Annotated in this window: 13 protein-coding genes and 3 pseudogenes; 8 read left to right on the plus strand and 8 right to left on the minus strand. The window is 70.8% G+C overall.

The window, feature by feature from the left end; translation table 11 throughout:
• Positions 1 to 43: 43 nt before the first annotated feature.
• The 3 genes and pseudogenes from AC559T_RS21180 to AC559T_RS21190 form a co-directional block, all read right to left on the minus strand.
• Positions 44 to 418 (minus strand): hypothetical protein, encoded by a 375-nt coding sequence (locus AC559T_RS21180; RefSeq protein ID WP_498869835.1) that lies wholly within the window; start codon positions 416 to 418, stop codon positions 44 to 46.
• A 278-nt stretch (positions 419 to 696) separates the two neighbouring features.
• On the minus strand, positions 697 to 852 hold the full coding sequence (locus AC559T_RS21185) for a hypothetical protein (RefSeq protein ID WP_498869860.1): 156 nt from the start codon (positions 850 to 852) through the stop codon (positions 697 to 699).
• A 94-nt stretch (positions 853 to 946) separates the two neighbouring features.
• Positions 947 to 1,591 (minus strand): annotated as a pseudogene (locus tag AC559T_RS21190) (NmrA family NAD(P)-binding protein); the annotation flags it as partial.
• On the opposite strand from AC559T_RS21190, the gene AC559T_RS21195 reads away from it, so the two are divergent.
• Entirely contained in the window at positions 1,535 to 1,873 is a 339-nt protein-coding gene (locus AC559T_RS21195; protein ID WP_498869836.1) for a helix-turn-helix domain-containing protein, read from the plus strand. The pseudogene AC559T_RS21190 and the gene AC559T_RS21195 overlap by 57 nt on opposite strands.
• Before the next feature lie 128 nt (positions 1,874 to 2,001).
• Complete coding sequence (locus AC559T_RS21200) at positions 2,002 to 2,889, plus strand: SCO6745 family protein (RefSeq protein ID WP_368952780.1); 888 nt, start codon at positions 2,002 to 2,004, stop codon at positions 2,887 to 2,889.
• Positions 2,890 to 3,091: 202 nt separating this feature from the next.
• Here the strand turns inward: AC559T_RS21200 and AC559T_RS21205 are convergent, their stop codons facing one another.
• Positions 3,092 to 4,006, minus strand: a complete 915-nt coding sequence (locus tag AC559T_RS21205; RefSeq protein WP_498869837.1) for a TIGR03564 family F420-dependent LLM class oxidoreductase — start codon at positions 4,004 to 4,006, stop codon at positions 3,092 to 3,094.
• Positions 4,007 to 4,087: 81 nt separating this feature from the next.
• Between AC559T_RS21205 and AC559T_RS21210 the strand changes: the two genes are divergently transcribed.
• Positions 4,088 to 4,615: a TetR/AcrR family transcriptional regulator gene (locus tag AC559T_RS21210; protein ID WP_498869838.1), complete on the plus strand. Its 528-nt coding sequence runs from the start codon at positions 4,088 to 4,090 to the stop codon at positions 4,613 to 4,615.
• 4 nt (positions 4,616 to 4,619) lie between these two features.
• Here AC559T_RS21210 and AC559T_RS21215 read toward each other — a convergent pair whose 3' ends face one another.
• Entirely contained in the window at positions 4,620 to 4,919 is a 300-nt protein-coding gene (locus tag AC559T_RS21215) for an NAD(P)-binding domain-containing protein (protein WP_498869839.1), read from the minus strand.
• A gap of 173 nt (positions 4,920 to 5,092) precedes the next feature.
• Here AC559T_RS21215 and AC559T_RS21220 point away from each other — a divergent pair, with 173 nt between their 5' ends.
• A complete protein-coding gene (locus AC559T_RS21220) occupies positions 5,093 to 5,551 on the plus strand; it encodes a carboxymuconolactone decarboxylase family protein (RefSeq protein WP_498869858.1) in 459 nt (152 codons plus the stop codon).
• Positions 5,552 to 5,594: 43 nt separating this feature from the next.
• On the opposite strand, the pseudogene AC559T_RS21225 reads toward AC559T_RS21220, so the two are convergent.
• Positions 5,595 to 6,478 (minus strand): annotated as a pseudogene (locus tag AC559T_RS21225) (sigma-70 family RNA polymerase sigma factor).
• Between AC559T_RS21225 and AC559T_RS21230 the strand changes: the two are divergent.
• Complete coding sequence (locus AC559T_RS21230) at positions 6,428 to 7,345, plus strand: response regulator (protein ID WP_498869840.1); 918 nt, start codon at positions 6,428 to 6,430, stop codon at positions 7,343 to 7,345. The pseudogene AC559T_RS21225 and the gene AC559T_RS21230 overlap by 51 nt on opposite strands.
• A 13-nt stretch (positions 7,346 to 7,358) precedes the next feature.
• Here AC559T_RS21230 and AC559T_RS21235 read toward each other — a convergent pair whose 3' ends face one another.
• Positions 7,359 to 8,756: a histidine kinase gene (locus tag AC559T_RS21235; protein ID WP_498869841.1), complete on the minus strand. Its 1,398-nt coding sequence runs from the start codon at positions 8,754 to 8,756 to the stop codon at positions 7,359 to 7,361.
• 145 nt (positions 8,757 to 8,901) lie between these two features.
• Here AC559T_RS21235 and AC559T_RS21240 point away from each other — a divergent pair, with 145 nt between their 5' ends.
• The 3 genes and pseudogenes from AC559T_RS21240 (at position 8,902) to AC559T_RS21250 (ending at position 11,386) form a co-directional block, all read left to right on the plus strand.
• Complete coding sequence (locus tag AC559T_RS21240; RefSeq protein WP_112108430.1) at positions 8,902 to 9,831, plus strand: class I SAM-dependent methyltransferase; 930 nt, start codon at positions 8,902 to 8,904, stop codon at positions 9,829 to 9,831.
• 532 nt (positions 9,832 to 10,363) lie between these two features.
• Positions 10,364 to 10,528 (plus strand): annotated as a pseudogene (locus tag AC559T_RS21245) (hypothetical protein); the annotation flags it as partial.
• Between the two features lie 168 nt (positions 10,529 to 10,696).
• On the plus strand, positions 10,697 to 11,386 hold the full coding sequence (locus AC559T_RS21250) for a YncE family protein (RefSeq protein WP_498869859.1): 690 nt from the start codon (positions 10,697 to 10,699) through the stop codon (positions 11,384 to 11,386).
• A 237-nt stretch (positions 11,387 to 11,623) separates the two neighbouring features.
• Here AC559T_RS21250 and AC559T_RS21255 read toward each other — a convergent pair whose 3' ends face one another.
• Complete coding sequence (locus AC559T_RS21255; protein WP_498869842.1) at positions 11,624 to 11,968, minus strand: ArsR/SmtB family transcription factor; 345 nt, start codon at positions 11,966 to 11,968, stop codon at positions 11,624 to 11,626.
• Between the last annotated feature and the right edge of the window lie 10 nt (positions 11,969 to 11,978).

Consider the following 11,978-nt stretch of genomic DNA (forward strand, 5'->3'; position numbering starts at 1 on the left):
CCGCGACGCCAAGTCAAAAGTAAGCACATACTCACTATGCAAGTCAAGGCGTGGACGGCTTGCCCGGCGCCTCCCGCACCACGAATGCCGAGGCCGTGACCTGCAGTGTCCTTCGCGGCGAGGTCAGGTCGCCGCGGTCCTCGACCAGCCCGTCGGGCGCCCCTCCACCGGACATACCTCCACCGGCCGTGCCTGAAGCGATGAAGGCCTGTGGGGCGTTCTCCAGCCCGTCGACAATCGTCTGGTCAAGGGTCAGGCTGCCGTCACGGAGCCATCCGGCGACTTCGGTGTGGGCCTGCTTCGTGCGGTCGAGATAATCACTCGTGAGGAAACCCCGCATCGTGAGCCGCTTACCGATGGCCAGGGTCAGGTTCGACGGCCCCGGCCGCACCGGTGCCGCCGTTCTGCGCTGTGCCACCGTTCTTCGCCGGCAGAGCCCCGCACAGCGCGATCCGGCCGTGCGGATTCATCACCTCGATCGCCGCCTCGAGCCGCGCGCCGCCGGTGTTGTCGAAGGCGAGGTGCACCTGCCAGCCACTGCCGCCCCCGGCGAGGCTTGCGGGGCTGCCTCCAGGGTTGCTTCCGGGGTTGCCTGTGGGGCTGTCTGACGGACTGCCAGGACGCGAAAGGCCGGTCGCCGCCGGACGCTGAACCCTGACGCCCACGTGAAGGTCAAGCGCCGGAGAGAGTCGGCGCTCAGTCGGGTCGGTTCCCACCCGCGAACAACTTGGCGAGCTTGTCCCGGCCCTGACCGGACAGCCAGGTCTCGAAGTTCATCAGCCCCGGATGCAGTGCGCGGGCGGCGGCGATGTCGACGCCGTACCCGCCGTGACCGTTCAGGAAGCCCGCCACGTCCGCGCCGTCCGCACTCTGGGTCCGGACCGGCGTCGACCGGGACGTGCACGTAGCGAATCTCGCGGCCGGTGGCGCGGCTGAGCACCTCGGCCGTCCGGCCCGGCCGGAGCGCGTCGCCGGCGATCGCGACCGCCCGCCCCAGATAGCGCACCGGATCGGTGAAGGCGAGCGCGACGAAGGCGCCGATGTCGTCGAGGGCGATCAGCTGCTCGGGGATGTCCGGCGCGAACGGCGTGGCCAGCGTGCCGGTCTGCACTCCGAACGCCGGGTCCGCGTAGTTCTCCATGAACGAGGCCGGGCGCAGGATCGTCGCCGGAATGTCGATCCGACGGATGTGCTCCTCGATCGCCCGCTTGCTCGCGAAGGCACGGCCACCGCCGCCGCGCTCGACACCGGCGACCGAGGCGTACACCAGGTGCGGCACCCGGGCGGCCGCCGCCGCGTCCGCCACGTTCCGGCCCCGTCCGACCTCGTCCTCGAAGGGAACCGGTGGTGTGCCCAGTGCGCCCTGTTGCACGCTGAACACCCCGTGGGCGCCTTCGGCGGCGGCGTCCAGCGACCCGCGGTCGTCCAGATCACCCACGATGACCTGTGCGCCGGGCTGGCGAACAGGATCGCCCGCGGCCTGGTGATCCCACCGCACCGCGACGGGGGGCAGGCCCAGTACGTCAGCGCTCCGGTGCCCACGGACGACGGCGGCCAGCTGGCCGCCGTCCTGGCATGGGCTCGGGCGCACCTGGGCGATCGCATCTCCGTCGACCTGCTGGCAGCCCGGGCCCTCATGAGCCGGCGTTCCTTCACCCGCCACTTCAGGCTGGCCACCGGGACGTCCCCCCACGCGTGGCTGCGCAGCCAGCGCCTGTCCCTCGCCGAGGAACTGCTGGAGACATCCGACCTGTCCATCGAGCAGACCGCGGATAGGGTCGGCTACCGCAGCGCGGCCGTCCTGCGCGAACAGTTCGTCCTACGTCGCGGGGTGTCGCCCGGCGACTACCGCCGTACCTTCAGCCGTTCCTGACCGCGCGGAGCGGGGCACGGTGCTCTCCAGGAACAGTGCTCTCCGGGCGAAGTGCTGTCCACCCGGCCAGGTACAGCCGTCGGCATTCAGAGCTTGACCCGGGGGGACGGTCGCAATTAGGTGGGGTCATGGCCGAAGAGAACGTGGCCCAGGAGATGTGGCGGCTGTTCGAACCGGTGCACGCCGTCACCTATTTCGCGCCGGGCTGCCTTCAAGCGTGGCAGGACGCCGGGCTGCGCGGGTACTGGCGCGCGTACTTCGCCGGCCGGGTCGCCCCGCTCGGGCCGGTCGGACCAGGGCCGGTGGTCGGGAGCTTCTTCGGCTTCGCGCCGGCCATGGTGGCCAGGGCGCTGCCGGACGTCTGGACCCGCATCTCACCGGAGAAGGCCCTGGCCGTCCGGCTCAGCGCGGCCACGGCGGTACTCGGCCCACTGGTCGCCGAGATCGACCAGGCCGGACTCGCGGAGCTCGCCGGGCTGCTGCGCGCGGCGGCGGAGCGCGTCCCGGTCGCCGGACGGGTGCTGGGCGCGGCGAACGCCGCGCTGCCCTGGCCCGAGGACCCACTGGAGATCATCTGGCACGCCGCCACCGTGCTCCGGGAGCACCGCGGCGACGGGCACGTCGCCGCCCTCGTCACCGCGGGCCTGGACGGCCCGGAGAGCCTCGTGTGGCGGGTCAGCAGGGGCGGCACCGACCGTGCCTTCTACCAGCGGATCCGCGGCTGGACGGACGAGGAGTGGGACGCCGCCGCCGACCGGCTGCGCGCCCGCGGATGGCTGGACCCCACCGGCACGCCGACCGACGCGGCCCTCCGCGCGGCCCGCGAACTGGAGGCGACGACGGACCGACTCGCGCGCTCCCCCTGGGACACGCTCGGCCCGGACGCCACCCGGCGCACCGCAGCCCTGCTGGCCCCGATCGCCCAGGCCACCGCCCCCCTCCTGCTCTGGCCCAACCCCGTCGGCGTCCCCGACCCACGCGGCGAGCCGTCCACCGGTCAGCCGGGGGCCGGCTGACCGGTAGGCGCATCCCCGACCGGAGGCCGTCCAGAACGCGCCCTCGGCAGGAACCGTCGGACGTCCGGGCTGATCCAGGCCACGTCCGCGCCGCTGGCGAACGTCCAGGACAGCCCCCACAACATCTGGGTGGCCACCACCGGCACGAATCCGCCGACCAGGCCGGTGGCGACGAAGGCGCCGATCCCACCTGGTCGTTCAGCTAATTCCAGTCGGCCCGACGCCGCGACCCGAGCCACCGCAGGGTCCGCCGTCGATCTTCGTCGCTGCCGACGAGGCTGGCCAGCAGATCGGTCACCCCGGCGTCGGCGAACTGCCGGATCGACGACGCGACGGTCGCCTCGTCTCCGGCGACGACCGTCTCCCGCACAGCCGCCCTGCCGTCCCGCGCCAGGATCGTGCGGTAGGCCGGGAAGCTGGCGGCGAAGCCCACGTGCGCCTCGACCGCCTGCCGCACCCCCTCCGGATCGGCGGTGACGCTGATCGGGACGGCGGCCACGATCCGCGGGGCGGGCCGGCCCGCCGCCGCGGCGGCACGGGTGATCGTCGGCACGACATGCCCGGCGATGGCCTCGGGACCGGCCCACACCGTCACCGTCCCGTCGGCCAGCTCGCCGGCGACGCGCAGCATGACCGGCCCGAGCGCGGCCAGCAGGACCGGGACGGCGGCGGCACCGGGCACCTCGACCTGTCCCGCCACGGTCAGGAAGGATCCACGGTGCTCGACGTGCTCCCCGCGCAGCAGCGGGCGCAGGGCGGACAGGTACTCCCGGGTGTGCCGCGCCGGCTGGTCGTAGGAGTGGCCGAAGGCGCCCTCGATGAAGTGCCGGTGGCTAGGCCCGACCCCGAGGGTGACCCGGTGACCCGTTGCCACCTGGGCGGTGAGCGCCTGCCCGGCGAGCACGAGCGGGTGGCGGGGGTAGGTCTGCACGACGGCGGTGCCGAGCTCGATGCCCGGCACCCGCTGCCCCGCGAGCGCGGCGACGGTGAGCGCGTCCCACGCGGTGATCTGGCTGAAGAAGGCGCTGTCGAGGCCGGCGTCGGCGGCCGCGCACGCCTGCCCGATCATCTCCTCCAGGGTGGAGCCGGCCCCGCCCACGTAAACACCCAACCGCATCGATGCCTCCAAGATGAATCGGATGTTCCGCTTCCCCTTGGACAGTAATCTGAGGGCTCAGATTCCGGGGGGAGCCAGGCTGTGCGATCCGACGCCCGACGCAACCGCGAGCTGATCTCCGCCGCCGCACGCGAGCTGTTCACCGAGCGTGGCGCGGCTGTCTCCATGGAGGAGATCGCAAGCACGGCCGGGCTCGGAGTGGGGACGCTCTACCGGCACTTCCCCGATCGGGCGGCCCTGCTGGAGACCATCGCGGCCGACACCCTCGAGCGCTTCCTCGCGTTCGGCCGCGCCGAGGCGGCACGGGACCTCCCCCGCTGGCAGGTCCTGCTGCGCATCATCGAGCACTGCACCAAGCTGCCGCTGGCCCTGGTCAAGACGCTGGCCGAGGGGGTGGCCACCGCACCGACGGTGGCCAGCCTGACGGCCGAGGCCGACGCCCTGCTCGCAGCCATCGTGGAACAGGCCCAGCGGGAGCGGACGCTGCGCCCGGACATCCCGTCCCGCGATGTCGTCGGGCTGCTGAACCTCATGGTCTGCCGGCCGGGAGCCCGCGCCGACGACCACCTCGTCACCGTCATGCTCGACGGCCTGCGGGCTGCGCGGTGACGGCCTACGACCCAACCCCGCCATTGAGATCCGCGACCAGCGGCGAGACGCCCGCTGCGGCAGCCGACCGTCGGATCATCCCGGCCACCGCGAGCGCCTCGCCGGGCGGAACCACCGACAGAACGATGTCCGCCGCGCCAACCGCCTCCTCCGGGGAGTCGGCCAGTTCCAGTCCGTGGGCGAGCGCGCGGGTCCGCTCTGATCGGCCCGCCACGCAGGCTATGACCCTGCCCCCGCCCTCGACGTAGCCGCGCCCCAGCGCCGAGCCCATCGCGCCGGGACTCACGATCGCCACTGTCACCATCCGCCGTCCACCTTCCGTGCTCGGAGGTCTGTGCGCCTGCGCGGTGGTCGCCACGGACACGAGTCCACAGTCCCGCGGCAGAGGCCCCGTGCGCGTTACCTTCCGTCGCTCCGATCCGTCATAGCCGTGACTCGTCAGTCGAGTGGGCGGACGCCCCAGGAGGAGAGTTGACGATGCAATCACGGATGGCCAACCCGGCGATGGTGCTCCCGCACGCGATGGAGGCGATCCAGGGCCTCTACAAGGCGATGAGCACGGGCGGCGTGGCACAGCGGACGCTGGAGCTGGTGCACCTGCGAGCCAGCCAGATCAACGGCTGCAGCGCGTGCGTGCACGCCGGGGTGACCGAAGCCACGAAGGCCGGCGAGAGCGCGGACCGCCTGCTCGCCGTGGCGGCGTGGTACGAGTCTCCGCTTTTCGACGACGCCGAACGGGCCGCCCTCGCCCTCACCGAGGCGGCCACCCGACTCAGCGACCGGCCCGGTCAGGTCACCGACGAGCTCTGGGACGAGGCCCGCGGGCACTACGACGACAAGCAGCTCGCGGCGATCATTCTGATGATCGCGACCACGAACTTCTTCAACCGGATCAACACCACGATCAAGGAACCGGCGGGCGCCAACTGGGGCTGAGGAACAGCGGGGCGGCCCGGCCCCCGCTCGGGCCGCCCTGCCGTCAGCGCTCGAAGGCGGACAACTCGAACCGCCCCAACCGGTCGACGTCGGCGAGCACGTCGACCGCGACGATCAGCCGGTCCCGGACCGTGAATCCCATGATCGAGACTGCCCGACCGCCCACGGTGACGACCACGCCAGCGGCCCCGTTGACCAGGGCCGGGTGAACCTCGGCGTCCGGCCGGGCGAACATCAGCGCCCGGCCGGCGACCGACGCCGCTCCCCGGAGCACCGCAGAGGCCCGCGGACGCGCGGCGCCGCCGTCCGAACGCATCTCGACATCCGGCGCGAGGAGCGCGACGAGCGCGTCGAAGTCACCTCCACGGGCCGCTTCGAAGAACGCGCGGACCGCTTCGTGCTGCTGGGCCAGGTCCGCCTCCGGCAGCGGCCCGCCGGCCCGGATCCGCCCCCGGGCCCGGCTCGCCAACTGCTTGGTCGCCGCCGTCGACCTGCCGAGCATCGCCGCGATGTCGTCGAACGGCACCGCGAACATGTCATGCAGCACGAAGGCCAGCCGCTCAGCAGGGGTGAGAGTCCCCAGGACCACGTGCAGCGCGAGCCCCACCGACTCCGCGAGCAGCGCCTCCGCTCAGGGTCGACGCCGTCGGCCGGGCTCACGATCGGGTCCGGCACGTGGACGTCCAACGACTGTTCTCGCCGCGTGCCGCGCGACCGCAGCATGTCCAGGCAGAGCCGGCCGGTGACCGTGGTCAGCCAACCGCGCAGGTTCGCCACGTCGCTGGTGTCGGCCGAGCTGAACCGCAACCAGGACTCCTGCACCGCGTCGTCCGCCTCGTGCAACGAGCCGAGCATCCGATATGCGACCGAGCGCAGATGCGCCCGATGTTCGTCGAACCGCGCGGCCAGCCAGTCCTGTCCAGTCATGATCGCCCTTGTCTCGCCATCCACCGTCACGACCCTGACGCGGATGATCAGGCCGACGTAACACGCGCATCACCGCGCCCCGACCTCCGGTGCCCATCCAGGGGCCGGCGCGGCCCGGATCTGATCACTCGGCCACGCGCAGCCGTTGACATTCAGAGCTTGGCTTTGGTAAACGGCCACAGACGGCCGAGGTCATGCGATCATGTCGTCGTGGTCGACCGTCTGCGTGTGATCCTCGTGGACGACCATGAAATCGTCCGTCAGGGCGTCCGTACCATGCTGGAAGCCCACCCGGACATCGTCGTGGTCGCCGAAGCCACCTCCGCCTCAACCGCTGTCGAGGTGGTCCGCGACCACCGTCCGGATGTGGTCGTGATGGACATCCGGCTGGACGACAGCAGCGGCATCGAGGCGACCAGGACCGTCCGGACCCGGTTTCCCGACGTCCGGGTCCGGATGCTGACATCGTTCCCCGACGAGCAGGCGCTCATCTCGTCGATCCAGGCCGGCGCGAGCGGCTACGTGTTGAAACAGATCCGGCGCGATGAGTTGGTCTCGGCGGTCCGGGCGGTCGGCGACGGCCAGCACGTGGTCGACAAGACGGTCACCGGGGTACTGCTGGAACAGATCCGGCTCGGGGCGGCCCGCGAACCGTCGGGAGCCGACGAGCGGCTAAGCCGGCTGTCGGCCCAGGAAAGGCGCATCCTGGCGCTCGTGGCGGCCGGCCGGACCAACCGGGAGATCGGCCTCCATCTGAATCTGGCCGAGAAGACCGCCCGCAATTACGTGTCGGTCATTCTTCAGAAGCTCGGCCTTTCCCGGCGGGGCGAGGCGGCGGCTTTCCTGGCCCGCCGGGGCACCCGGTAGGCGGACGGCTCACTCATCCCGGCGGAAGTGGTATCCGCACCGTCACCGTGCTGCCCTCCGCACCGGACTCGATGTCGAGCCGGCCGCGCAGGTTCGCCGACCGCTCGCTGAGGTTCCGCAGCCCCTGGCCCCGCCCGGCCGCCGCGGCCAGGTCGAATCCGCGCCCGTCGTCGTCGATCTCAAGCACCGCCATACCCGTCGCCCGGATGAGGCTCAGCCGGCAGGTCGTGGCCTGCGCGTGCCGGCGGACGTTGGACAGCGCCTCCCGGGCGATCTGAAGGATGTCGCCGGCCTGCGGGGCAAGCTCGGCTGTGACCGTCGGATCGCGGTCGACGGCGACGACAATCCCCGTATCACGCTGGAAGCTCTCCGCCAGGGCCTGGAGCTCGTCGTAGAGGTGCCGGTCGGGCGGCAGCCCCGGGCGCAGGTTGAAGACGTAATCCCGGATTTCCTGGATCGCGATGTCGATGCGGTCGACGCTGTCGGCCAGGCGGGCGCGGGTCGCGTCAGGCTGGTCGGCCAGTGTCTCGGCCGCCTGGAGCGTCAGCAGGACCCCGGACAGTGACTGGATCACCCCGTCGTGCAGTTCTCGGGCGATACGTTGGCGTTCGTCGGCCACGGCGAGCTGGCGGCGCGACTGCTCCAACTGATCCTCGGTCAGCTTCCACTCGGTGATGTCGAAGATCACCCCGTCCAACCAGCTCCGGCCGTTGCCGCTGTGCACTTCCTGGCCGCGCTCGCGGACCCAGGCGACGGTTCCGTCGGCCCGGACGATGCGGTATTCGAGCACGAACGCCCTGCCCTGCCGGGTTCCCTCGGTAACGGCGCGCTCCACCATCTCCCGGTCGTCGGGGTGGATGACGCTGGCGAAACTGCGCACCGCGCTGTCGACGAAATCGGTGGCCGGATACCCGGAGATGCGCTCGATGTCGTCGCTGATCAGCTCCATCGTCCAACTGAGGTCGTTGGCGCAGCGGTAGATGGCGCCCGGGGCGTTCGTGAGCAGCGTCCGCAGGCGGGTCTCGTTGCGGTGGAGTTGGGCGCTGCGCACGCCGGCAGACGCCCGGGCCAGCAGTTGGAGCCGGTCGAACGGGCTGATCAGGTAGTCGTCCACGCCGTCGGGCAGGGTCTGTTCGCCGGCCGGCACCACGAGGGTGATGTACAGGTCGGTGTGCTGAGGCCGGGCCCGGATCTGGCGGCACAGGTCGGCGCAGTCCGGCAGTCCCCCATCGATGAAGATCAGGTCGTAGGGCGCCTCGCCGAGTGTCGTGAGCGCGGCCGCGCCGGTGGGGGCCGACCTCGCCTCGTATCCCGCGGCAAGCAGGTCGCCGCACAGCCCGGACATCAGCTCGCCGGCGCCGGCCACCAGCGCCTGAATTCCGGCGTCGGGCACCCAGCGTGTCGCGTCCATGTCAGATGTCCTTCTCTCCCGGGACACTCCACCCTCACCACCGGGGGTGCTGTATCTGATGCTCGGTTCCAGGATCCCTCCGGCGAGCCGGCGGGAACGCACGGACAGGCCATTCTGATCCGACAACCGCGACCACGGGGTGACTATGGACGTATCGAACGTGTTCGAGGTGTTCGGCCCGGCAGCGCCCTGGGCCGCCGCGACCGTCGGTGTGTTCGCGGCGTTCCTGTTCGTGGCGGCGTTCTGGCAGGGGCGCTCGATTTCGTTCTGGCCGCCGCAGATCGGGCGCCGGCTGACCCCGTTCGCGTCCCGGAGGTCGCGTTCAGGCTGGCTGGGCGGCCGCGGCGGTACCACCGGCGGTGCCGCGGCGCCCCAGCGCGAGTATGGAGTGGACCAGTCCCGCGACTTCTACCAGGAAATCGCATCGAACTACGACCTGCGCAACTCCGGGAACCTGGTGTCGACACATCTCGCGACCGTCGCGCAGTTGCAGGCCATCCGCGACCAGCGGCCCGGCCTCAAGGTGCTCGACCTCGGCGGCGGCACGGGCAAGGTCATCGCGATCCATTTCTTCAATGACACGACGATGAACTGGACGTACGTCGACAACTGCCCGGCGATGGCGGCCGAATTCCGCCGGAATCTCTGGGGTCATCCGCTCGGGCGCGGCTCCGAGGTCGTGGTCGACGACATGAACCGCGCACTCGGTCAGCTCGAGGCCCATTCCTACGACGTCATCATGCTGTCCCTGGTGCTGTCCTCGATGCCGGAGCCGCCCGACTTCGGCGCGCTCAGAAGGCTGCTCCGGCCGGGCGGATCACTGATCGTCACCGACATCAACCCCGGATACACCCGGGACAACCCGCTTTACAAGGTCTGGGTGGACGGTGCCGTCGTGGCGTTACGCATAACGCCGGTGGATCCGTTCGAGGTGATGCGCCGGGCCGGCGCGGCCGGCCTCCGGGTGGCGGAGCAGAAGACGATCGGCGAGGAGAGCTTCTACTACTCCTTCCTGCTGGTGTTCACGCCGGACCCGGTCCGACCGCGGCGGCGTCGCGCCGAGGCATCGGCCTGATCCGCCCCCTCGGGGCGGCGCCGGTTCATCGCCGGGTTCGTTCCAGCGCGGCACGTACCAGGGCGGCCCGTCAGCACCGGCATTTCCGTCTCGGCGACGGCGGCCACACCGTCGCCCTCGCCCACCAGCGTCATCGGTGTCGGCGCGGGAACGATCTCAAGCCGCCCATCTCTCGGCCAGCGCGTTCCAGGCGTCGGCGGCGAGGTCGAAACGGCGCGCCGAGAAAGCAGCGCCAAATCAGGCAAAAAAGGCAAACTCTTTGCAATCTCACTAGATTCGCGTCGACTACTTCCAGTAATCCTCTGTCGACGGCGTGCGCCGCGCGGCAGGGTCGTCATCAATACCGGAGGAAGCGGTGTCGACTCGAAGACGTGACCTGAGGAGATTGACTGGCAGAAGCGACAGCTCCCGGAGAAAGCGGCTCCTCGCGCTGGGGGTGCAGGCTGTCGTCGCGACCCTTGTCCTGGCCGGGGTGCCGAGCCGGGCGGAAGCCGCGAGGCCCGGTCCGGCGGTGAAGGTGTTTCCCCGTCCGATGGAAGCCGCGATACCAGGCCAGGCTGGTGGCGCGCTGCCCCGCCCGGAGGGAGGAGGGGTCGGTTCGACGCGGGTCTATGTCGCCAACTGGGGCGCCTCCAACGTTTCGGTCATCGACGCGCGGAGCAACAACCTCGTCGCCACGATTCCTCACGACGACCCGGAGGGCATAGCGGCGACCAAAAAGCTCGGCGGGCGTGTCTACGTCGCCGGGACAAACGGCTTCGGGACAGAGGACTATATTGACGGTCTCACAGTGATCGACCCCCGGGACAACAGGACGGTCGGCGGCGTCCCGCTGCTGCCAGGACAGGATGCGGGAGCGGTCAAGGTGGCGGTCACCGACAGGATGTCGCGACCGCGCGCCTACGTCACCGGCGTCTCCGCGAACATCGTCTCGGCGATCGATCTCACGACGAACGAGGTCGTCGCGACCATTCCCGTCGGCGCAGGACCGTACGGTGTGGCGGTCGCCGACAGCCTGCCCCGGCCCCGGGTCTATGTCGCCAACACCGACGACAACACCGTGTCAGCGATCGACGTCGTCACCAACAAGGTCGTCGCGACCATCCCCGCCGGCGCAGGACCGTACGGTGTCGCCGTCCTCGACCGTCCCGTCCACCCGCGTGTCTATGTCACCAACCTTTTCGACAACACCGTGTCGGTGATCGACGCGACCAGCAACAAGGTGGTCGCCACGATCGCCCTCCCAGCGGAGGACATCGGGCCGTCGTTCCTCGCTATCGACGACAATCCGCGCGCGCCGCGCGCCTATATTCCCGAGCAGCTGAGCAACAACGTCACGGTGCTCGACCTGAGGACAAACACGGTCATTGCCGAGATTCCCGTCGGTGACTCCCCCAACACCGTGGCGTTGGACGACGACCATCGCCAGCCCCGTGCCTACACCAGTAACTTCTGGTCAGGTGACGTCTCGGTGATCGACCTGAAGCGCGGCGCCGTCGTCGCGACGGTCCCCGTCGGCGGCAATCCACTCGGCGTGGCGGTCCTGAAGAAGTAGCGGCGGGCCCACCCTCACCGCCCGAGCGAGGTGCGAGTTAGCCGGTTGGGCGTCGGGCCGTGACTCCGCCCGACGCCGGGGTCGGCCGCCTGGCACGCGCCTGGAAGCGGCGATTATGAGCACGGACTGGCTCAGTCTCGGCCAGTCGCGTTCGCAACGACCCGGTTGTCGGGAGTGCGCACCTCCTGGCGGCAACCGGAGCCCGGCCTGTCCTACACCGACCCGGACAGGCGGCCCTCAGTGCGTGGCGGCCGGCTCGCCCTCGGCGAGAACCAGGGCGAGCAGGCCCGGGAAGCGGGCGTCGAACTCGGCCCGGCGCAGCCGGTTGAGTCGACGCGGACCCTGGTCGACCTGTTCGAGCAGGCCGGTGGCGCGCAGAACGGCGAAGTGGTGACTGGCGGTGGCCTTCGACACCGGCAGGTCGAAGGTGCCGCAGGTAAGGGCGAAGTCCGCCTCGCCCGCCAACGTCCGCACGATCGACCGGCGCACCGGGTCGGCCAGCGCCTCGAGCGCCTCCTGCAGGCTCACCTCGCCCGGGTCCGTGTGCCGCAGGCCGAGTACCCGTCTCGACTTCGTCGCCATTCTCCCCTCA

Origin of the sequence: Frankia sp. Hr75.2 (genome assembly GCF_949319125.1) — a bacterium.
Classification (GTDB): domain Bacteria; phylum Actinomycetota; class Actinomycetes; order Frankiales; family Frankiaceae; genus Parafrankia; species Parafrankia soli.